Consider the following 21,497-nt stretch of genomic DNA (forward strand, 5'->3'; position numbering starts at 1 on the left):
GTAAATAAAAAGGCGAGAAGGGGTTACCTATCTCGCCTTTTTTAATCAATAATGTTCTTAGTTGCTTGTCGTTACAGAGCAATTACACTACGCGACAAGCAAAACCTTTAAGGTAGAAACCTTCAGGGTAAGCTGAATCAAGAGGGTGATCCGCTGCTTGCTCAAAACGTTCAACAAATTGTACCGTGCGGTGTGCATCTAGTGCCGCATCGGCAATGATTTTTTGGAATAAGCCAGCATCCATTAAACCAGAACAAGAATATGTTAGTAACGTGCCACCTGGATTAAGAATTTGCATTGCAAGCATATTGATGTCTTTATAGCCACGACATGCACCAGTTAGCTGGTTTTTAGATTCAGCGAATTTTGGTGGATCCATGATAACAACATCAAATTTAGTGCCGTTATCACGGTATTCACGTAATAGCTTAAATACGTCAGCGTTTAAGAATTCAGCTTTAGATAAATCAAAACCATTAATTTCAGTGTTGTTCTTCGCATTATCAAGTGCTAGTTGAGAAACATCCGCATTAATAACGTGTTTAGCGCCACCTTTAAGCGAATACAAACCAAAACCACCCGTGTAAGAGAAACAGTTAAGTACTGTTTTGTCTTTTACGTATTTGCATGAACGCTCACGGCTATCACGTTGATCAAGATAGAAGCCTGTTTTGTGGCCATTGACGATATCAACGCTAATTTTAACGCCATTCTCTTCAATGATTACAGACTCTGGTGGCTCTTCACCGTGTAGAACGCCAGTACGTTGTTTTAGACCTTCTTTTTTACGAACAGAAACATCAGAACGTTCATAAATATTGCAATCAGGATAGCACTCGATTAACGCTTCAACTAATAAATCTTTAGTCGCTTCAGCACCAGCACTCAAAAGCTGACACACAAAGTAATTTTGGTAACGATCAATTGTAATGCCTGGTAAACCATCAGATTCAGCAGCGATTAGACGATAGCCAGTCAGACCTTCACGCTCAGCAAGAACATCACGTAAGCCTTGTGCTTGATTTAAACGACGAACAAAGAAATCTTTATCAATCGCTTCATTTTTATCAAATGTCCAAACACGAGCACGAATTTGAGATTGTGGAGAAAATGCACCACGAGCAAGCCATTCACCGCTGTTTGAATAGATCTCAACTGTTTCACCTAGCTCTGCTTTCCCATCAATGCGGTCAATACCGCGAGAGAAGATCCAAGGGTGACGACGACGTAATGATTTATCACGTCCTTTTGCTAAATAAATTGAAACAGTCATGTTTGATGCTCGATTACGAAAAATAGAAGACTATTCTCTGTGAACTATCTCATAAAAGCAATGAATAATAAGAGAGGGTATGGAAAGTATACTGAAAAGAAGAGATTGAATTGGCAGAAAAATGGAGAGGGGGTTAACCTCTCCATGCTAAGTGAATTATTTGTGATTAATTAACTGTAAAAAGCTCAAGCTGAGAGCGTTGCTTCTCAGCCAACTCAGATAAGAAGTTCGACGCTTTACTCGACTCCTCAATTCCCGTTACATTTTGATTAATAATATCTTTGATACCAACAACAGTACCGCTGATCTCTTCAACCGCATTAGATTGTTGTAATGCTGCCGATGCCATTTCAGTCGAGTTACTATAAATAGACTGAATTGCAGTATTAATATCAGTTAAGTGTTCATAAGATTGAATTGAAGTTTCACGAGTTACCGTAATGGTATCCAAGCATAGGTCTACTTTTTCACTCGCATCGACGGAATGCGCTTGCAGTTCTGAAATGATTTTCTGAATATGAACGGTAGATTGCTGTGTTTTACCTGCTAGGTTTCTTACTTCATCAGCAACAACAGCAAAGCCACGGCCCATCTCGCCAGCACGTGCCGCTTCGATTGCTGCATTTAATGCTAATAAATTGGTTTGCTCTGAAATATTATTAATTACAGTAGCAACTTCTTCAATGCTTACACAGTGAGTTCGTAAATTCTCAACAACCAGAGCAGTCTCTGTTAATTGCTCGGTTAAATCATCCGCACGGCTCTTGTTTTGCTCTGCAATTTCTTGGCCTAATTGACATAGTGACGCCGCGTCGGTTGCTTGCACTTCAGTATTTTTAGCAGAACTTGCCACTAAGTTTGAAGAAGCAGACAGCTCTGTTACTGCCGCCGCAATCTGTTCAATTTGAGCGCTTTGCTCTTCGGCATTACTCGAGCTTTGTGTCATAACACAAGCCAGCTCAGTGGAAGAGGAAGCAACATCGTTACTTTGCTCTCTTACGGCGCTGACCATTTTAGCCATATTACTAATTGATGAATCTAAATTCATAGCAAGCACAGCTAATTCATTACTACCAGATAAATGGGTTGGAGTGGCTAAATGTTGTTGAGCCATCGCTGAAATGGTTGCTGATATACGACTAAGTACACTATTAAGGCTACGAGCTAGCAAGAAGGCAATAATCGATGAGAGCAAAGCCGCACCAAACCATGACCAAATCTGAGTATGTTGCACGTTTTGGCTTGCATTTAATGATTGCTGACTTAAGTTTTGAGTATGCTTAATTTGTCGTAAACCAGTGGCAGAGATGATCTTAGTCGCATCACCTACAATAGCGCTGCGCATTTTTGATTCATTCTTTGTTTTGGTAATTGTATCAATAGCTAAATAGTATAAATTTTCATATTGACTAAAAGTTTGAGTTTTAAAATTATTGATTGCTTCAATATGATTATATTTGGTTAAAAAGGCATTAATACTTGTTAAATGTGTATTCGCTATCGTTTGCTCTGCTAAGTCTCGACCGCTCACAATTCTACTTAAAGCATCATAGAATTTTTCGATATCGGTAGAAAATGAAAGACTGAGAGTATCCCATTCTGGGTCAGTGTTTCCATAAATACGGCTTGCTGAAGTAAGCATGCTAATTAATGGTTGCCAGAATTCTGGTGTGTCTAGGTAGGCTTGATGCAGTGTAATTAATAGATCAATTGATATATTTAAACTATTTTCATAATCGGAAAATAATGCTTGAAGTCGTTGAAGATCGGCTCTCCCATCTTGAGATAACATCTTTGATGTAAGAATTGAGGTTTCAATATGCTGATCTGCAGTTACGAAAGCGTCATGCAAGCCTATCTGGGCTTTAAGCATTTCATCACCCGCTTCAGACATAGTATCTCGGTTATGTACGCGGATTTCTTGCCAGTAAAATCGTAATTGCTCTATTTCGGAACTTAATGTTGCTCGTTGTCCTGTTTGTATAATGTTATTTTCTACTATCGCATTGCGTGAGTTGATGAGAAAAGCAACAATAGCGAAAAGTACTAAGGACACGATAACAGGAATTGATAATAAGGTAAGTAATGGTTTGTTGAGCGATGTTTTAATTAAAAATGATTGGTTCACGTGGTCTCTCCTGATTATATGTTGATCTTTATTTGTTTTTCACATAATCAAAAATATTGTTTATATAGCCATCGGATTGTACAGATAGCAAGCATTTCACTCTGAAATAACTTGGCTGTGAATTTATAGTAAATAAAAAAATTAAACGTGATCTGCGTCTAGTTTTTTTTGCGGATCTGTCTTGCATTTGTAACGAAATGTACATTATCGTCAAAAAAAAGTTGACACTTTTGGGTTTGTTAAAAGGGAATGAATTGTATGAGATTGTTTTTTTGATTTTTATAAAAAATGCAGTAATAAAATAAATTATTACTGCATAAGTTAAAATTAAATGATTGAAATGTTGAGTTTTAAGCGACTTAGGCTTTTAATCCATTAAGAAGTAATTCTAGATCTTGGCCTTTTAAGCGTAATTGCTCAATGTTAGATTCAGAATCTTTAATCATTTGGTGAACTTGATTAGATTGAGTACGAACGTCTTCAACGGTAGAAGCAATACTCATTGCTACTTCACCTTGCTGGCTTGCCGCGGTTGCAATCTCATTATTACTTTGAGCTATCGTATTATTACGATCGGCAATATTTGAAATATCGTTATTTACCTGCTGCATTAACTCTTGGCCAGTTTCAGCATTACTCACCGTATTCGATGTTAGTGTTAATAATGATTTACTGTTTGTTTGCAGTGCTTCTATCATTGCTTGGATCTCAACCGTTGCTTGTTGAGTTCGGCTTGCTAATGTACGAACTTCATCTGCAACGACAGCAAATCCACGACCTTGTTCACCTGCTCGTGCAGCTTCAATCGCAGCATTTAAGGCTAATAAATTTGTCTGTTGTGAAATACCATTGATGGTTGCAACTGCATCATCAATTTTGGCTGCATTGCTGTCTAGCTCTTGTACCGCATGTGCAGCTTGATTGATTTCTTCCGATAAATGACGAATTGCTTGTACTGCAGAATCGACCTGAGATTGGCCAAAGCGAGCCGAATCCATTGCATCTGTAGATTGAGAAGAAGCTTCGTGAGTGTAATTAGCCACTTCTTGAATTGATGTCGCCATCTCTTCTGTTGCGCTAGATAGAAGGTCAAGTTGTGCTAACTGTTTGTCAGAAGCATCTGAGCTTCTATGGCTATTTTGACTTAATTCCGAGCTCATTTGCTGAATAAGAGCCACTGACTCTTGCATAGCCAATACTAATTGTTGTTCACGGTCTGCTAATTTATCAATGGTAATCGCAATAGTACTGAACTCATCTCGTACAGGAAAATAGTTCATACGCTGTGTTAAATCACCAGACTCAAGCGTTTCTAGGGACTTATTCATAGCAAACATCGCACCGCCAATGAAGGTCATAATGTAATAAACACTAATAGCCATGACGAATAAAACCACGATGATTAAAGAGACTTGTAACGCAGATAATGCAGACCAAAGCGTCACATTTGAATTAGCACTGATGTTATAATTTCCAGAGTTAACAGCAGCACTGTGCTCACCAGAGCCAACAGAAAACTCAGCAGATTGAGACAAAAGGGTGACGGCATCTTGACGAGAAACTTGTTGTTGGTCCAACATAGAAGCAATAAATTGAACTTCATGCTCTAATGTTTCTGCCATCATGCTATCAGCAGCAGAATCCATAATTGCTGTTAGACTTAAAAGGGCGATAATAGGAAGTAAGAAAAGTAAATAGAACTTTTCTTGAATTTTTAGATGGATAAGGTATTTGTCAATCCAACGAAACGCTGATTCTTTCATATGAGATCCGTATATATGAGGGGAAAATTGATAATATCTCATAATTAAGAATTATTTATTATAAATTACAGCTATAGGTGAGTTATGTCGCAAAAATCAGTTAAGTTTACTGTAAAGGGAAAAGTACAGCGGGTTGGTTTTCGTTTTCATACCGCACATACAGCATTGAAACTAGGGTTAACTGGTTATGCTCGAAATCAAGCTGATGGATCGGTTGAGGTGCTGGCTTGTGGAGAAGAAGAAAAGATAAATGCGTTAGCTGAATGGCTAAGATCTGGGCCTCAATTGGCTCGTGTCAATTCACTTGAGCAAGTTGAAACCCAGTGGCAAGCGTTATCTGATTTTAAAATGTATTAAAACCATCGGACTCTTTTAAATAAACAATTATAGGCATTTTGCAGGTTTTGGTAAGCCAGCTAATTTAGTGGCTTGTTTTGCAGGGCCTAATTTGAATAACGTAAACAGATATTTGCTGTTGCCTTTTTCTGGCCCGTGTTCTTTTTCCATTGCTTTGACTAGCATGCGAACCGCAGGGGATGTTTTAAACTCTTCATAAAAAGATCGAACAAAACGAACCACTTCCCAATGCGCTTCTGTTAATTCAATATTTTCTTCCGCAGCTAACATAGGTACTAACTCTTCACACCAATCAGTATGATTCATTAGATACCCTTGAGCATCGCGTTCAATATGCTTACCGTTAAATTCCATACAACTATCTTAATGGTTAGGATTAATCTATTGAGTTTAGCAAACAGATATCAGTTCGAGCAATCGAGAATTATTACATTTAAGTAAAACAGATTTTTATCTCTCAAAGGCAGATAACACAAAGAATGTGATAGAATTACCATAGTTAATGAATAATAAAAGATTCAGTAGGATATATTTTGAGTCAATCAAATCAAAATTCAGCAACCACACTTAGAAAAGCCTTAAGTGAATGTATGCTGCGTGACCGTTTTCGCCTAAGTAAACGCATTCAAGGCGCATCACGAATTAAAAAAGAAGAATCAAGAAATGCCGTGTTTGATGAAATAGCATTAGACATTGCACAATCTATGCAGGTTGCTAATAACCGTGAAGCCGATCGTCCAACAATTCAATACCCAGATCTGCCTGTTAGTCAAAAGAAAGACGAAATAGCAGAAGCAATTGCGAATAACCAAGTGGTTATCGTTGCAGGTGAAACGGGATCAGGTAAAACCACACAGCTACCAAAAATTTGTTTGGAATTAGGCCGAGGTAAATTTGGTAATATTGGTCATACACAGCCACGTCGTCTAGCTGCTCGTTCTGTTGCTGATCGTATTGCCGAAGAGATGGAAACCGAGCTAGGTAGCCATGTTGGTTACAAAGTTCGATTTAATGATCAAGTCTCTGAGCGCACTCAAGTTAAATTGATGACGGATGGTATCTTACTTGCGGAGATCCAAAACGACAGATACTTAAATCAATACGACACCATTATTATCGATGAAGCGCACGAACGCAGTCTAAATATCGATTTTATTATGGGGTATTTGCGTGAGTTATTACCAAAGCGTCCAGATTTAAAAATCATCATTACTTCGGCAACCATCGATCCTGAACGTTTTTCAAAGCACTTTAATAATGCACCTATTATTGAAGTATCAGGGCGAACTTACCCAGTTGAAACACGTTATCGTCCAATTGTTGAAGATGGCGATGATACCGATAGAGATCAGCTTGAAGCCATTTTTGATGCAGTCGATGAGCTATGTGAAGAAGGGTTAGGGGATATTCTGTTGTTTATGACGGGTGAGCGAGAAATTCGTGATACCGCAGAAGCATTAGAAAAACGTAACTTACGAGACACTGAGATTGTGCCTTTATACGCACGTTTATCATCTCAAGAGCAAAATCGTGTTTTCCAACCTCACGCAGGTCGTCGAATTGTACTGGCAACCAACGTGGCTGAAACCTCGCTAACGGTTCCGGGAATAAAATACGTCATCGACCCGGGTACGGCACGTATTAGTCGCTATAGTTACCGTACTAAAGTGCAGCGTCTACCAATTGAAGCGATTTCACAAGCGAGTGCGAATCAGCGTAAAGGTCGTTGTGGTCGTGTGTCGGAAGGTGTGTGTATTCGTCTGTATTCAGAAGAAGACTTTATTGCCCGCCCAGAGTTTACCGATCCTGAAATTTTACGTACTAACTTAGCCTCTGTTATTTTACAAATGACAGCACTTGGTTTAGGTGATATTCAAGCCTTCCCGTTTGTAGAAGCGCCAGATAATCGTAACATTCAAGATGGTGTAAAGCTGCTTGAAGAGCTAGGTGCGATTAATGCTAATGCAAAAGATCCTAAAAAACGTCTAACAAAAGTAGGCCGAGAGTTAGCTCGCTTACCGATAGATCCACGTTTAGCTCGTATGGTATTAGAAGCACCAAAATACAATGCCTTACAAGAGGTCATGATCATTGCGGCTGCGTTATCAATTCAAGATCCACGCGAGCGCCCAAGTGATAAAAAACAACAATCTGATGATAAGCATAAACGCTTTAACCATGAAGATTCTGATTTCTTAACGTTTGTAAATGTATGGCAGCATGTAAAAGAGCAGCAAAAAGCCCTTTCAAGCAATCAGTTTAGAAAGCAATGCCGTAAAGACTTCTTAAACTATTTACGTGTACGTGAATGGCAAGATGTTCACTATCAATTAAGCCAAGTAATGAAAGAGCTTAACTATAAAGTGAATCAAGAAGCAGCAGGCTACCAAGGAGTTCATACGGCAATTTTAGCCGGTATGCTTTCTCATATTGGTCAAAAAGATCAAGAGAAGAATGAGTATCAAGGTGCTCGTAATGCGCGTTTCCATATATTCCCAGCGTCTGGTTTATTTAAGAAACAACCGAAATGGGTAATGGTCGCAGAGCTAGTAGAAACCTCGAAGCTTTGGGGCCGAATTGTTGCAAAAATTCAACCTGAGTGGATTGAACCATTAGCCGGTCATTTAATTAAGCGAAGCTACAGTGAACCGCATTGGTCGAAAAAATCAGCGGCAGTAATGGCTTACGAAAAAGTGACCATTTATGGCATTCCAATCGTACCTAAGCGCCAGATTAATTACGGTTCAATTGATGCGCCTGTGTGTCGTGAAATATTTATTCGTTCAGCGCTCGTTGAAGGGGATTGGAATACCAATCATAAATTCTTTAAAGACAACCGCAAGCTATTGCAAGAAGTTGAAGAGTTAGAGCATAAGTCTCGTCGTCGCGATATCTTGGTCGATGATGATCAATTGGCCGATTTTTACGATCAACGCGTAGGGACAGAGGTGGTTTCTGGCCGTCACTTTGATACGTGGTGGAAAAAAGCACAAAAAGAGACGCCTGAATTACTTAATTTTGAAAAAGAGATGTTGTTCCGTGGTGACGCAAGCCATGTAACGGATCTTGATTATCCAAATTTCTGGCATCAAGGTAATTTAAAGCTGAAACTTAGTTATCAGTTTGAGCCGGGGCAAGACAGCGACGGTGTCACTGTTCATGTACCATTGCCAATTTTAAACCAAGTAACCATGGATGGCTTTGATTGGCAGATCCCAGGGTTGCGTCATGAATTGGTTGTTGCGTTAATTAAGTCCTTACCAAAAACGATTCGTCGTAATTTTGTGCCAGCACCAAACTATGCAGATGCATTTTTATCTCGTTCAACGCCATTTGATGCACCGTTATTAGACAGCCTTGAAAAAGAGCTACGTCGTATGACAGGGGTAGAAGTGTTACGTGAAGATTGGAAGTTAGAACAAATTCCAGATCATTTAAAAGTAACTTACCGAGTGGTTGATCACCGTAATCGTAAATTAAAAGAAAGCCGCGATCTGTTTGAGCTGAAAGACGGTTTAAAAGACAAAGTTCAAGAAACCTTATCTCAAGTTGCAGATGATGATATTGAACAAAAAGGGCTTAAAACATGGAGCTTTGGTGAACTGCCAACGCTTTATAAGCAGAAACGTGGTGGCTTTGAAGTAAAAGCGTATCCAGCGATTGTTGATGGTAAAGACAGTGTTGAAATAAAACTGTTTGAAACAGAAGAAGAACAACATAATGCAATGAAGGCAGGCCAGCGTCGCTTAATCCTTCTTAATGTACCGTCACCAATTAAGTACTTGCATAGCAATTTACCAAATAAGTCAAAACTAGGGCTGTACTTTAACCAATATGGTCGAGTAATGGACCTGATTGATGACTGTATTGCTTGCGGTATTGATAAATTAATCGAAGAGAAGGGTGGCCTTGCGTGGGAGCCTGAAGCATTCGAGAAAATGAAAGAGTACATTCGTGCTGAGTTGGGCGATACGGTTGTTGAGATAGCAAAACAAGTTGAAACGATTTTGACCACAGCGTTCCAGATCCAGAAAAAGTTAAAAGGTCGTGTTGATTTAAGCATGGCATTTGCACTTTCTGACATCAAAGCACAAATCGAGAACCTTATCTTTAAAGGATTCGCGACAGAGTGTGGTTGGAAGCGATTAGCAGATATTCATCGTTATATGAAAGCGATTGAGCGTCGAATGGAAAAATTACCAATTGACCCTAATCGAGATCGAATGCATCTACTTAAAGTGGAAGGGATTAATAATGATTATAAAGAGTTATTAAATAAAATTCCTAAAGGGCAACCAATTCCAGATAAAGTCAAAGAGATTCGATGGATGATTGAAGAGCTGCGAGTGAGCTATTTTGCACAGCAACTTGGGACACCGTATCCAGTTTCTGATAAACGAGTCAAAAATGCCATTGCTGATTGCTAAGGTATCCCCTAGACTATAGGTAATTCCGGCATATTAATTGCTTTACTATAAATAAGATTAAAAAGAGCGGCAAAGATTGCCGCTCCCTTTTTTAAAAATAGGATTGAAAATGAAAAAGACACTTTTAGCGTTAGCTTTAGCAAGCGTATCAGTAACTGCTGCTGCGGATTCTCTAATTTACGGTGGCCTACAAGTTGGTTCTGCTGATTATGCTGGTGATAGCTCAACGGTATACGGTGCACACATTGGTACTGGTATCCTTCCGTTCATTGGTTTAGAAATGGGTGCTTGGAACTTAGGTTCTTATGACGTTGCTGGTCAAACTACAGACGTTACTTCTGTAAACTTTGCAGTTAAGCCAAGCATCGACTTTGGTCCATTACACGTTTATGGTAAAGCGGGCATGCACAGCTGGGAATCTAAAGGTTTCCTTAAAAATGACGGCGTTGATCCATTCTTTGGTTTAGGTGTTGAATACAATATCTTACCAATGTTCACTGTTGGTGCAGGTTACAACAACTTTACGGTTGACGATAAAAATATCGATTTCGCATCTGTTAACCTAACAGTGCACTTCCTATAATCATCTGATTATTAGAACAGTAAATACAAAAATGGCGACCAATGCGGTCGCCATTTTTTATTCATAAGATAGAGAAACTAAAAGTTAATCAACTAATTGATACTCTTCTTTCAATACTTTGATAATTTCGGCTTTTGGATTATCACTAAGCGTAATTGGTGCGCCAGTTATTTTAGCTGCGATCTCTAAATAGGTTTTAGATAAATCCATCATCGCTTCTAAAGGAAGTGCGTTATCTTGAGCTAATGCAGAGCGTTCTTCCATACGATTCTTATTTAATAAGATATCAGGCTCATCAAAATGATTTAATAAAAACTGACGGAAGCCTTCTTTAGAGTTTTCGATAATGTGCCCTGAGCGATAGGCGTTTTTATCCCAAATACGAGAAGAATCAGGCGTACCTACTTCATCCATATAAATCAGTTTTTCATTACCTTCAGCATCGTTAACGTAACCAAATTCAAATTTAGTATCGACAAAGATTTGGTCGATTTTGTTTAATGCTTTTGAAATAACGGCAAAGCCTTCTTTTAATAATTTCTCATATAATGCGATGTCTTCTTCGCAAGAAAAATTAAACTTAGCGTAGTTATCTTCGATGTTTTTACGAGTGATATTTACATCATCAACTTCCGGTACGTCATCAATGCCTTTTAAAACACCTTTGGTTGATGGTGTTAGTAGCAATTCAGGTAATTGTTCGTCTTTTTCTAAACGCTCAGGAATTTGAATACCACAGAATTCACGCTCACCATTTGTATATGCACGCCACATTGACCCAGTAATATATTGGCGACAAATCGCTTCAATCATAACAGGCTTAGCTTTTTGCACTATCCACACAAATGGATGAGGAATATCAAGAATATGGCTATCAGCAAGCCCGTTATCTTTAAATAATTGGAACCAATGGTTAGAGATAGCATTTAATGCAGCACCTTTACCAGGAATTCCTTTAAGTCCACCTTCGCCGTGCCAAATACAATCGAATGCTGAAATACGGTCACTGATAACCATGATGGCAAGAGGTGCATCTGCGGCAACGTTGTAGCCTTTTTCTTTAATAAGGCGACGACTGTCTTCTTCTGTTAACCAATATACAGAGCGTACTTTACCACTGTGTACTGGTTTATCAGTGCGGATCGGCAGATCATCATTAACAGCAAGTACTTGTTCGGAAAGACTCATTATAGAATTCCTATATAAACGATTTAAATACAGGGAGCATCATACCAGAACTATTTATGACTACCAGAATAAAAGCAAACGTTTGCTATTTTTTGTATTAAAAATCCGAGTTGAGCTAATGAGTGTCAATCAGTTACACTCAGCGAAAGGGAAAAATCAATCAATAGGGCGCTTATGCTAAGTAAAAAAATCATTGCTTTAGGTATGTTAGTTGTAACAAGTAATACTTGGGCGGCTATGTGTCCAGTGACAGTAGAAAATGATCTGCTACTAACGCCAACAGGTGAAGTAAAAGTAGATAAAGCTCAAGATAAATTGAGAATTGATCAAAACGGCCGTGTCTTTGTTAATGGTGACGAACTTGACTTAACACAAGAGCAGAAATTAGCCATTGAAAAATATCAACAACAAGTGGTTAGTTATATGCCTTCAGTGGTTGATTTTGCTGATAAAGGTATCGCCGCTGCCAACGATTTTGTGAACGAAATAGAGATCTCATTTGATGCTGAAGGCTCTTTTGATTCAGTTAAGAACAAAATTGATGAATATGGTGTAACAGCAAAGCAAAAATTTTACAAAGGAAAGGACTTAGTGCTTGAGCATGACTTTTTTAAAGAAGTCGATACAACATGGAAAAGTGATTTCGAAGTGATGATTCAAAGCTTGGATAAAGAACTATTTGCTAGCGTATTTAATTCACTGTCTGACAAAATGCAAAATGGTGAACTTAACTTTTCGGAGTTACAGCAGCAATTTTCTGAGGTTCAAACGTCAATTAAAGCCAAAATGAGTGAACATAGTAAAGAAATAAAAGAAGACGCTCAAGAACTCTGTGATTCAGCAAAAGAGATAGCGGAAGAAGAAAAAACGCTGCATCAATTGATCCCTGAACTGCAACCATACCCAGTTTTTACCATTTAATTTAAAAAAAGAGACAAAAAATGATCGATACAACTCAAACCATTATATTTTCTAAAACGGTATGTCCATTTTGCGTTAAAGCCAAAGCGATCTTTGACGATAAGAATATAGCTTATAAGGTATTAACCTTAGATGTTGATTTAAGCAAAGATGAAATGGTGTCATTAATTCAAGAGAAAGAAGGGATTGCGGTAAATACCGTCCCTCAAATTTACTTGGATGGGAAATACATCGGTGGACATGACGATTTAGTGGCGTTTTATGAGCGTCAAGAGACTGACATGGATCTCGATGCTTTTGAACTGTAGAATACAGTTAACTAATTAATATTTACGTCAAAATTATAAGCGTAATAAATACTATGAGTGATGGATATGTGGGATTCTCTTCTAACGTTAATACAGGATGATAATGCAGTTGTTTTGCGTTTTCCTGAAAATTTTCAGCCGGATGCTGAACCGACTCTAAAAGGGTTTAAAGATTCATTAGAAGAGATAGGTGCAACAGGCTTCTTTTTTGATGAGAAGAGCATTACCTCAATTATTCATGATATGAAAAGTGGAATGATCACTAATCATCAAAACCGTCAAGTTGCTGAGCGCCGTGATGCGGAAGTATTTCTTGCGTTAGAAGAGCGTGATATGAAAGCAACGATGGCAGTAATTGGTGCTTACGGTGGGCGTGATATTCAAAGTAGCGATATCATCTCAGCACTTACAAACATGGAAGTCACTCGTGGTATTAGTAAGAATGCACTAAAGAAAGTTATGTTTTTGAGCCGTAACCTAACAGCAGGTGAGAAAGTTTCTCTTGTTGTTGCTAAAGGTAAAGAGCCAATTGATGGTGTAAACGCAAGCTTTGTTCCTCTTGTTGAAGATTTTCGTGAGCAAGCATTAAAGCCTCAGGAAAAAGAAGGGGAAGAAGATAAAGTCGATATGCGAGATTTGGGTGAAACGATCACGGTCGTTGAAGGTGATGAGTTAATTCGTCGTATCCCTCCAACAACAGGCACTGATGGTTTTACTGTTACAGGTGAAGTGATCCCTGCTACGCCTGGTAAAAATACAAAGCTTCGTGCTGGTAAAGGCGCAACCATTTCTCCAGATGATCCTGAGTTAGTGATAGCAGCAACATCAGGCATGCCTTGGATTAACCAAGATGGGGCAGATGTTGATAATGCACTGTGTTTAAATAATGTCGATATCTCAACCGGCCATGTGAAATTTAAAGGCAGTGTTATTGTTAGTGGCGATATTGCCGCAGACATGATCGTAAAAGCAACTGGCAGCGTCACTGTCGGTGGCTTTATTGAATCAGCTGATGTGCAAGCGCATGGTGATGTAATTGCCATGAAAGGCATCATTGGTCACCAAGTAGAAGATGGTGAAGAACATACTTGTTTTGTTAAAGCAGGTGGTAAAATTACCTCAAAATTTGTGCAATCAGCTAACCTGCAAGCGTCAGGTGATATTGAGTTAGGTCTACATTCCATTCAGAGCTTTGTTAAGAGTAAAAGCTCCGTTACGGTTATGGACAAATCAGGTCGAAATGGTTCGATTGTTGGTGGGGAAGTATACGCAGGCTCAACCATTACAACGGTGAATTTAGGTGCAACAGCAGGTACAGAAACCTTAGTAAAAGCCTTTACACGCTTCGATAAGTATAAAGAAAACATTGCTGATTTGAATGCAAAATATAAAGCTGCTCAAGAGAACACAATGAAAGTGGTTCGAGCTGAAATGGACTTAGCAAAAATTCCAAAATCTGAACGAACGCCAGAGCAAATTGAACGTGTTCAAACTATGAAAGAAGACTCGAATAAAGAGATTGCACTTTCAATGAATCGATTCCAATCTGCTGAAGAAGAGCTAAGAAAACAACTAACAGAAAACGTAGTTAAAGTGACTGAGAGAGTTTATCCAAAAGTCACGATTCAATACTCTGATGAGCAAGTAACAACAAAACGTGAACATAGCCCGTGTAAGATATACTTCAATGAATATGAAATAAAAATTGACCCAATCATCTCAAAAAATACCAATTTGATTGCAGATTAATACTTAGGTAACACACCTTAGTTAAGTCCACTTAAACCGCTCATTGTAGCGGTTTTTTGTTGCCAAAATGTATGAGTGTAAACAGTCTGTTAGTACGATGATAAGGTTAAGAGCTAAGAATTATTAAGTGTGATCTGCATCCATTTTAAAACTTGCGACGATTCTAATATTGAGGATACTTATAGCCATAAATGAAACATTTGTGCTGTTCAATAGGATGTTGAAAGTAGATGTGGGAATATCGAGGCAAATATGGCTAATATGATCGAGTTTGATTACAGTTCGTTTTTAATTAACTCAAGCAAACAAAAATGGACATTTTCACAAGCACTGAAAAGCATGATCCCAACCTTTGGAACCGTGTGGAATGCATCTGTTCATGATAAAACCCCAATACAAGAAAGACTACGCTTAGAAGCGCTGCAAGTCCTTTCGTCACATATTAATGATGAGTCAAATATTATTCGTCTTATCCGTTTAGCTCGCATTGAAGGTATTACTGATTTACAGGTAAAACTGCCTTATATACTCGATGATGAGCAAGTTCGATATATTCTAGATAATACTCATACTGAAATATCTCAATCAAATGCTGAATTTGATCTTCTTTATGTTCACTTGCTCAAGCAATCGTAAGTAAGAGTCGTACCATTCGTGCCCAAAAACAGCATGAATTGTATGACCTAATGACCTATATCTTTTAGTGGATAACCGTTAATTTACGATTTAGTGTTAACCATTGAGAGTCAGAAAAATAGTAGCAATTAGAGTTGCAGATAATCGCGCTCGCAGTACCAAACTGTTTTGCTTTTTCAATCGTTTCACTTTCAGATAAATGGTGAGATGGCTTTAATCTCACCAATCGATTTAATTCAACCCCATGAGCGAGCAAAACGTCAGTACTTGGTATAGAAGTATTGGCAGTAATAAAAATCCACTTATTTTGTTTCGATAAACTTTTTAAGATCTGTATGAAGTGAGATTCACACTGTGTGTTCACTAAGCTTGCAGCACTAGTAATATGCTGAGAGATTGCGTGATTAAATGAGTTTGAGTACGTAGTTAATGATATTGCTCTGTTCATAATAAAATACCTGTTCATCCATACAGTGTGTATTTATACAGTACTTTTATTTTGGTTACTGATCAAGCTATTTTTTATTTTATATATAGTATAAAGCACTCTTTAAGTTTAGATGCTTCATTCTAACTATCTGAAATTAATGCTTATTAGATAAAATTGATTAAGAGTAAACAGCTTTGCTGGAGGTTTGATATAATGGAAAACAGAATTTTTAAATCAAAAGCGATATGTACGATAAATCATTATTAGAGCCAATCTACTCATTTTTACAGTGCGAAACCCCTGATGAGTGGATTGAAGAAGCCAAAAAACCAGAGAATCTATCAGTAATATTACGAGATCATTTGATGTGTGAATTGAAAGCAGCGCAAAGTGCGTTGTATTTGATTCGTAAATACGCAGTGGATGCAGAGAGTACCAATATCTTACTTGATTGGTTTAAGCCTTATGAAGATTTCGCGTATAAAAAAACCGGTAGTTTAGAGACATTAAAAGGGAAAAGTAATATCTCTAAAAAAATCACGGCTCGTAAAGATTCGCCATACAGCCAAGATTTGATTGATAAAATGGTGCTGCTGATCAAAGAAGAGCTGCATCACTTTTATCAAGTACTTGAGATAATGGATCAGCGTGATATTCCATATCAAAACATTAGGGCAGGTCGTTACGCAAAAGGCCTATTTACCAATATCATCACACATGAGCCATGCACATTAATTGATAAACTCATCATTGGTGCATTTATTGAAGCTCGTTCTTGTGAGCGATTTGCAAAGTTAGCGCCATACTTAGATGAAGATTTAGCAAAGTTTTATATTTCTTTATTGCGTTCTGAATCGCGTCATTACCAAGATTACCTTACATTAGCAGAGCAAGTAGCTGGTGGTGATGTAAGTGAGCGTGTGGCTCATTTTGCGAAGATAGAAGCAGATCTTATCCAGTCTCCAGATGCTGATTTTAAATTCCACAGTGGCGTTCCTGTGAAGGGATAATTATCAGTTTAATTGCTTATCAGACATAAAAAAAGATCGCTTTGTGCGATCTTTTTTATTTAGGTAAGGTTGAAAATTAGATTACCATTTTTTCTTAGGTTGGAATAACACATCGATGTCATCATCTTTGTTTTTATCTAATTTATCTTGTAATTCTTGGTCTTGTTTCTTTTTGGTCTTATTGTTTAACTCATCAAGCATATCTTGCAGTTGAGTTCGTGCTTTGTTTGAGTAACCATCATTTTTACTAGATAGGGCATCAATGCCTTTTTTAAGTAATTGACGAGCAGTACCTGCTTGTCCGCGTTGCGTTGCTTCTTTAGCACGCTTCACTACGTTTTCAATATTAATGCGGATCTGCATTGATTCAAGACGTGCATTTTCAGCCACAAAAACTTGAGTGTTAACTCGACCTTTTTTATGTTCAGCGCGTAATGTATCACGTAGGCGTTTTACTAACTTAAGCATAACAAGTGCTTGTTTATCATTACTTGGTACTTTGAAGTTAGTACTATCACCACCAGTATAGTTTGTTTTTAATTGCTGAAGCTGTTGTTCCATATTTTCAATACGAGAACTGTATGAACGATCGTTTGGTTCGAGCTCATAGATAGAACGCAAAGCATCAAGAATTCGTTGGTTCAAACACACTAGCAGCTCTTTGCTGTAAGGAAGGTGATGAGCATTTCCAATCAATTCTTCTGTTGAATCAATGATAACCATATGTTTAGCCGACTCTTGTTTTTTGGCAGACTCAATCTTTGTTCTATATTGAACAATGACGTTATAGCCAATAATCAAGGTAAGTAAAATCGCAAAAAGTCCGATAATGAGAGCAATATTCATATTTTATATCATACATCCAGTAGTAATAATTTCTAGTGTAACACCTTGTAAACTAAATGAATAGCAAGGGCTTAAAGTGCCGTGTAAATTACCCGAAAGAAAGGGTATCTTACTAGAACTTAATGATACTTATCGACAATTGTTCACATTTCTTTAATTTATTCGGGTTAAAAATATACAATTCATTAAATATGACGTTAAGGCTTTGAAAATGGAAAGGAATGAGTATATAACTGTAACTTATAAGTAAATTAAAATTTGATGTAAAGGATTACAGGTAAATAAAATGAAATTACAACAGTTAAGATATATTGTTGAAGTGGTAAACCACAGTTTGAATGTCTCCTCAACGGCAGAGTCGCTTTATACCTCTCAACCAGGGATCAGTAAACAAGTGCGTTTATTAGAAGATGAGCTAGGTGTTCAGATCTTTGAGCGAAGCGGTAAACATTTAACAAGAGTCACCCCATCAGGTGAAGAGATTATTAAAATATCGCGTGAAATCCTTTCTCGTGTCGAAAGCATTAAATCGGTTGCAGGAGAGCATACTCATCCTGAAAAAGGCACGCTTAATATTACTACAACCCATACTCAAGCTCGTTACGCATTGCCTGATGTGATAAAAGGATTTAAAACGCGCTATCCTGATGTGTCTTTACATATGCATCAAGGCACGCCGGCACAAATGTCCGACGCTATTGCTAAAGGAACGGCAGATTTTGCTATTGCTACCGAAGCGCTTCATTTATACCAAGATGCGATTATGCTACCTTGCTATCACTGGAACCGTTCGATTGTAGTCACCAAAGATCATCCATTAGCACAGAAATCGAATATCACCATTGAAGATTTAGCCGCGTATGATCTTGTGACTTACGTCTTTGGCTTTACTGGTCGCTCTGCGTTAGATAGCGCCTTTAATAAAGCAGGCTTAAAACCCAAAATAGTCTTTACAGCAACAGACGCCGATGTCATTAAAACTTACGTGCGTTTGGGTATTGGTGTTGGTGTGATTGCGAGTATGGCTATGGACCAAGAGAGAGACACGGATCTTGTTGCTTTAGATGCCAGTCATATCTTTGATGCAAGTACTACAACGATTGGCTTTAAACGTGGTTCATTCTTAAAAAGCTATATGTTTGATTTTATGGAGCGCTTTGCACCCCATTTAACTCGCCCAATAGTAGAGCAAGCGACCATGCTTAAAAATAATCATGAAATCGAAGAGATGTTTAAAGACATAAACCTTCCTGTCCGTTAAGATCGCCCTGATATTATTCTCAGGGGCATATAATGCATTCTCAGCAGTTTTTAAATATAGACCGTTTGTTATCGCAGACGGTCTTTTTTTGGCAATTTTCTGCTTTTCATAGTTCAGATTATCCATGGCGAACCACGCATGAAAATTTAAGCCATTGGCTTGATGGATTAACTCTGGTTGAAGTGCAGGAATTAAAGCGAGTCCCTGAAAAACTAACGCAAGCACTCTCAGTTTTTATTCCAGAAGTTCATGAGCTTTATGAATTAAGTCAGCTTGAGCAACTACAAGCGGCTAAGCTAGTTATGCCAAAGGGATTAGATTCAGGAATTAACGGCCGTAAGTGGCAACAAATTACCAATTTAAGTGCTTTAGGTATTCAATATTCACAGCCTCAAGATCAGTGGCTAGAGTGGTGTGGTGGCAAAGGATATTTAGGTCGGGTGCTTAATGTGGCATCAGGTAAACCAGTAACCACATTAGAGTGGCAAGATGCTTTGTGTCATAGTGGTCAAGAATACGCAGACAAGCATCAATTAGACATGACGTTTATCCAAGGTGATGCGTTGGCAACTAGTGCATCTGAACTGATTAGATCTAACCAACATGCGATAGCGTTGCATGCCTGTGGTGATCTTCACGTAAGTCTAATTCAAAAGGGCATAGATAAGTCGATAGATGCCGTTACTTTATCTCCTTGCTGTTTTCATTTAACTCAGTCATCGGTTTATGAAGGGCTGTCTGCATTATCAAAACAAGCACAGATCCGTTTATCTAAAGATGATTTACGATTACCACTGCAAGAGACAGTAACCGCAGGGAAACGCACACAACATCATCGAGAGCAAGAAATGCAATATCGATTAGGGTTTAATGCCTTGCAGCAGTTTGTTACTGGCAATGATAACTATGTCCCTGTTCCAAGCATAAAAAAATCATTATTAAGTGATGGTTTTGAAGCTTTTTGCCAATGGGCTAGCGAACATAAAAAGCTGCAATTGCCTGGCGATATTGATTTTTGCTATTGGTTAAACAAAGGAAAAGAAGCGTTTGTGGTGATGGAAAAATGCGATTTAGTGCAGCAAGTATTTAAACGTCCATTGGAAGTATGGTTATGTTTGGATCGAGTCTTATTGCTAGAAGAGGCTGGCTATAATGTTCGTATCGGGGAGTTTTGTTTAAAAGAAGATACCCCAAGAAATATTGTCATTCAGGCTAAGAAAGCGTGAAACAAACATAAAAAAGGCGCTAACTAAAGCGCCTTTGCTATGTATTACGATTACTTTTGACTCTTAAAGAACCGCTGCAATACCTTTACATAAAGGCAGCATATTGTCTTTTGTCATACCAGCAACACTGATACGGCCAGAACCAACGATGTAAATGGCGAATTCATCTTTCAAGCGGTTTACTTGCTCTTTAGAAAGACCAGAGAAAGAGAACATACCATTTTGACGTTCAATAAAGCTAAAGTCTGCATCCACACCTTGTTCTTTTAGTGTTGTAACAAACAAAGTACGCATCTCTTGAATACGGTCACGCATCTCAGCGACTTCTTGCTCCCATTCTGCACGTAGCGTATCGTCATTAAGAATATGCGTAACAACAGCAGCACCGTGAGCTGGTGGATTAGAGTAGATAGAACGGATGATAGCTTTCACTTGAGAAAAAGCATCTGCTGCAACAGCCGCGTCTTTAGCAACAAGAGTAAATGCACCAACACGCTCGTTATATAAACCAAAGTTCTTAGAGAACGAACTTGCTACAAGCAGCTCTGGGCAGTATTGAGCAAAAGTACGTAAACCAGCCGCATCTTCTTCAACTCCTTTTGCAAAACCTTGGTATGCGAAATCAAACAGTGGAAGTAGACCTTTATTTGCACACAGCTTAGCTAGCTCTTCCCACTCATCAGCCGTTGGGTCGATACCTGTAGGGTTATGACAACAACCGTGTAGAAGAACCACATCACCGGCTTCCGCTTGTTGTAAATCCGTTAGCATTGCAGCGAAGTCTTTAGATTTCGTTTCTGCGTTGTAGTAAGTGTATTGCGCTGTTTCAATACCTGCAGCAGTAAATACACCAATGTGGTTTGCCCATGTAGGGTTACTGATCCAAATTTTCACATCGCCAAGTTGACGTTTGATGAATTCACCAGCTACACGTAGTGCACCAGTACCACCAGGCGCTTGAGCTGTTTGTGCACGTTTTTCAGTGATCACTTGTGCATCAGAGCCAAACAGTAGTTTTTGTACTGCAAGGCCGTACTCTGCGGTACCTTGAATGGTTAGGTATGACTTTGTTTTTTCTGTATCAAGCAATACTGCTTCTGCTTTTTTAACCGTAGTTAAAACAGGAGTTTGACCCGCTTCGTTTTTGTAAATACCAACACCAAGGTTGATTTTTTCAGCGCGAGGGTCATTTTTAAATTCATCTGTTAAGCCAAGAATTGGGTCAGCAGGAGCGGCAGCGATTTTTTCAAACATAGTCATCATCCATGGTGTAAGTAAAATAAAAGAGTTAGCTTATTTATACCTGTTAATCCTGTAAGTTTGCAACGGTTAGGTAACGAAAAAAGCAAATTAAATGGATTTAACAGTAAAAAAAGAATAAGAAGGTTAAA

The 21,497-nt window shown here is 38.3% G+C and carries 18 protein-coding genes; 10 read left to right on the forward strand and 8 right to left on the reverse strand.

Features of this window, described 5'->3' with window-relative positions:
- Window positions 1–82: 82 nt before the first annotated feature.
- The 3 genes from PVK63_RS15055 to PVK63_RS15065 all read right to left on the reverse strand — a co-directional run bounded on the left by PVK63_RS15055 (window position 83) and on the right by PVK63_RS15065 (window position 5,164).
- Window positions 83–1,273 (reverse strand): class I SAM-dependent methyltransferase, encoded by a 1,191-nt coding sequence (locus tag PVK63_RS15055; protein WP_130087719.1) that lies wholly within the window; start codon window positions 1,271–1,273, stop codon window positions 83–85.
- Window positions 1,274–1,439: 166 nt separating this feature from the next.
- Window positions 1,440–3,401, reverse strand: coding sequence for a methyl-accepting chemotaxis protein (locus PVK63_RS15060; RefSeq protein ID WP_130087720.1), 1,962 nt, complete (start codon window positions 3,399–3,401; stop codon window positions 1,440–1,442).
- A gap of 359 nt (window positions 3,402–3,760) precedes the next feature.
- Window positions 3,761–5,164, reverse strand: a complete 1,404-nt coding sequence (locus tag PVK63_RS15065; RefSeq protein WP_130087721.1) for a methyl-accepting chemotaxis protein — start codon at window positions 5,162–5,164, stop codon at window positions 3,761–3,763.
- 84 nt (window positions 5,165–5,248) lie between these two features.
- Here PVK63_RS15065 and yccX point away from each other — a divergent pair, with 84 nt between their 5' ends.
- Window positions 5,249–5,521: an acylphosphatase gene (gene yccX / locus PVK63_RS15070; protein ID WP_130047921.1), complete on the forward strand. Its 273-nt coding sequence runs from the start codon at window positions 5,249–5,251 to the stop codon at window positions 5,519–5,521.
- 27 nt (window positions 5,522–5,548) lie between these two features.
- Here the strand turns inward: yccX and PVK63_RS15075 are convergent, their stop codons facing one another.
- A complete protein-coding gene (locus PVK63_RS15075; protein WP_130087722.1) occupies window positions 5,549–5,875 on the reverse strand; it encodes a TusE/DsrC/DsvC family sulfur relay protein in 327 nt (108 codons plus the stop codon).
- 236 nt (window positions 5,876–6,111) lie between these two features.
- Between PVK63_RS15075 and hrpA the strand changes: the two genes are divergently transcribed.
- Complete coding sequence (hrpA, locus tag PVK63_RS15080) at window positions 6,112–9,948, forward strand: ATP-dependent RNA helicase HrpA (RefSeq protein WP_242511085.1); 3,837 nt, start codon at window positions 6,112–6,114, stop codon at window positions 9,946–9,948.
- 109 nt (window positions 9,949–10,057) lie between these two features.
- A complete protein-coding gene (locus PVK63_RS15085) occupies window positions 10,058–10,531 on the forward strand; it encodes an outer membrane beta-barrel protein (protein ID WP_130087724.1) in 474 nt (157 codons plus the stop codon).
- An 84-nt stretch (window positions 10,532–10,615) separates the two neighbouring features.
- Here PVK63_RS15085 and PVK63_RS15090 read toward each other — a convergent pair whose 3' ends face one another.
- Window positions 10,616–11,719 carry a phosphoribosylaminoimidazolesuccinocarboxamide synthase gene (locus PVK63_RS15090; protein WP_130087725.1) on the reverse strand — a complete coding sequence of 368 codons (1,104 nt, stop codon included), beginning with the start codon at window positions 11,717–11,719 and terminating at the stop codon, window positions 10,616–10,618.
- Between the two features lie 174 nt (window positions 11,720–11,893).
- On the opposite strand from PVK63_RS15090, the gene PVK63_RS15095 reads away from it, so the two are divergent.
- The 4 genes from PVK63_RS15095 (at window position 11,894) to PVK63_RS15110 (ending at window position 15,333) form a co-directional block, all read left to right on the forward strand.
- A complete protein-coding gene (locus PVK63_RS15095) occupies window positions 11,894–12,640 on the forward strand; it encodes a YggN family protein (protein ID WP_130087726.1) in 747 nt (248 codons plus the stop codon).
- A 20-nt stretch (window positions 12,641–12,660) separates the two neighbouring features.
- Complete coding sequence (locus PVK63_RS15100) at window positions 12,661–12,948, forward strand: glutaredoxin domain-containing protein (protein WP_130047926.1); 288 nt, start codon at window positions 12,661–12,663, stop codon at window positions 12,946–12,948.
- Window positions 12,949–13,014: 66 nt separating this feature from the next.
- On the forward strand, window positions 13,015–14,697 hold the full coding sequence (locus PVK63_RS15105) for a DUF342 domain-containing protein (RefSeq protein ID WP_130087727.1): 1,683 nt from the start codon (window positions 13,015–13,017) through the stop codon (window positions 14,695–14,697).
- A gap of 252 nt (window positions 14,698–14,949) precedes the next feature.
- Entirely contained in the window at window positions 14,950–15,333 is a 384-nt protein-coding gene (locus tag PVK63_RS15110; RefSeq protein WP_130087728.1) for a transporter, read from the forward strand.
- Window positions 15,334–15,397: 64 nt separating this feature from the next.
- On the opposite strand, the gene PVK63_RS15115 is transcribed toward PVK63_RS15110, so the two are convergent.
- On the reverse strand, window positions 15,398–15,781 hold the full coding sequence (locus tag PVK63_RS15115; protein ID WP_274440723.1) for a hypothetical protein: 384 nt from the start codon (window positions 15,779–15,781) through the stop codon (window positions 15,398–15,400).
- Between the two features lie 227 nt (window positions 15,782–16,008).
- Between PVK63_RS15115 and miaE the strand changes: the two genes are divergently transcribed.
- Window positions 16,009–16,773, forward strand: coding sequence for a tRNA isopentenyl-2-thiomethyl-A-37 hydroxylase MiaE (gene miaE / locus PVK63_RS15120; protein WP_130087729.1), 765 nt, complete (start codon window positions 16,009–16,011; stop codon window positions 16,771–16,773).
- An 81-nt stretch (window positions 16,774–16,854) separates the two neighbouring features.
- Here the strand turns inward: miaE and PVK63_RS15125 are convergent, their stop codons facing one another.
- Complete coding sequence (locus PVK63_RS15125) at window positions 16,855–17,619, reverse strand: DNA repair protein (protein ID WP_130047930.1); 765 nt, start codon at window positions 17,617–17,619, stop codon at window positions 16,855–16,857.
- Between the two features lie 286 nt (window positions 17,620–17,905).
- Here PVK63_RS15125 and cysB point away from each other — a divergent pair, with 286 nt between their 5' ends.
- A complete protein-coding gene (cysB, locus tag PVK63_RS15130) occupies window positions 17,906–18,880 on the forward strand; it encodes an HTH-type transcriptional regulator CysB (protein WP_130047931.1) in 975 nt (324 codons plus the stop codon).
- Between the two features lie 32 nt (window positions 18,881–18,912).
- Entirely contained in the window at window positions 18,913–20,106 is a 1,194-nt protein-coding gene (locus PVK63_RS15135) for a methyltransferase (RefSeq protein WP_130087730.1), read from the forward strand.
- Between the two features lie 63 nt (window positions 20,107–20,169).
- On the opposite strand, the gene PVK63_RS15140 is transcribed toward PVK63_RS15135, so the two are convergent.
- Window positions 20,170–21,360, reverse strand: coding sequence for an amino acid aminotransferase (locus tag PVK63_RS15140; protein WP_130087731.1), 1,191 nt, complete (start codon window positions 21,358–21,360; stop codon window positions 20,170–20,172).
- Window positions 21,361–21,497 lie beyond the last annotated feature (137 nt).

This window comes from Aliivibrio sp. S2TY2 (genome assembly GCF_028765525.1).
Taxonomy (GTDB): domain Bacteria; phylum Pseudomonadota; class Gammaproteobacteria; order Enterobacterales; family Vibrionaceae; genus Aliivibrio; species Aliivibrio finisterrensis_A.

What these genes read in the sequence shown, in the direction of transcription:
- PVK63_RS15115 (WP_274440723.1), bottom strand. Translation starts at nt 15,781, where the DNA reads ATGAACAGAGCAATATCATTAACTACGTACTCAAACTCATTTAATCAC.
- cysB (WP_130047931.1), top strand. Translation starts at nt 17,906, where the DNA reads ATGAAATTACAACAGTTAAGATATATTGTTGAAGTGGTAAACCACAGT.
- PVK63_RS15105 (WP_130087727.1), top strand. Translation starts at nt 13,015, where the DNA reads ATGTGGGATTCTCTTCTAACGTTAATACAGGATGATAATGCAGTTGTT.
- PVK63_RS15055 (WP_130087719.1), bottom strand. Translation starts at nt 1,273, where the DNA reads ATGACTGTTTCAATTTATTTAGCAAAAGGACGTGATAAATCATTACGT.
- PVK63_RS15065 (WP_130087721.1), bottom strand. Translation starts at nt 5,164, where the DNA reads ATGAAAGAATCAGCGTTTCGTTGGATTGACAAATACCTTATCCATCTA.
- PVK63_RS15135 (WP_130087730.1), top strand. Translation starts at nt 18,913, where the DNA reads ATGCATTCTCAGCAGTTTTTAAATATAGACCGTTTGTTATCGCAGACG.
- miaE (WP_130087729.1), top strand. Translation starts at nt 16,009, where the DNA reads ATGTACGATAAATCATTATTAGAGCCAATCTACTCATTTTTACAGTGC.
- PVK63_RS15100 (WP_130047926.1), top strand. Translation starts at nt 12,661, where the DNA reads ATGATCGATACAACTCAAACCATTATATTTTCTAAAACGGTATGTCCA.
- PVK63_RS15095 (WP_130087726.1), top strand. Translation starts at nt 11,894, where the DNA reads ATGCTAAGTAAAAAAATCATTGCTTTAGGTATGTTAGTTGTAACAAGT.
- PVK63_RS15075 (WP_130087722.1), bottom strand. Translation starts at nt 5,875, where the DNA reads ATGGAATTTAACGGTAAGCATATTGAACGCGATGCTCAAGGGTATCTA.
- PVK63_RS15125 (WP_130047930.1), bottom strand. Translation starts at nt 17,619, where the DNA reads ATGAATATTGCTCTCATTATCGGACTTTTTGCGATTTTACTTACCTTG.
- PVK63_RS15085 (WP_130087724.1), top strand. Translation starts at nt 10,058, where the DNA reads ATGAAAAAGACACTTTTAGCGTTAGCTTTAGCAAGCGTATCAGTAACT.
- PVK63_RS15110 (WP_130087728.1), top strand. Translation starts at nt 14,950, where the DNA reads ATGGCTAATATGATCGAGTTTGATTACAGTTCGTTTTTAATTAACTCA.
- hrpA (WP_242511085.1), top strand. Translation starts at nt 6,112, where the DNA reads ATGCTGCGTGACCGTTTTCGCCTAAGTAAACGCATTCAAGGCGCATCA.
- yccX (WP_130047921.1), top strand. Translation starts at nt 5,249, where the DNA reads ATGTCGCAAAAATCAGTTAAGTTTACTGTAAAGGGAAAAGTACAGCGG.
- PVK63_RS15140 (WP_130087731.1), bottom strand. Translation starts at nt 21,360, where the DNA reads ATGTTTGAAAAAATCGCTGCCGCTCCTGCTGACCCAATTCTTGGCTTA.
- PVK63_RS15090 (WP_130087725.1), bottom strand. Translation starts at nt 11,719, where the DNA reads ATGAGTCTTTCCGAACAAGTACTTGCTGTTAATGATGATCTGCCGATC.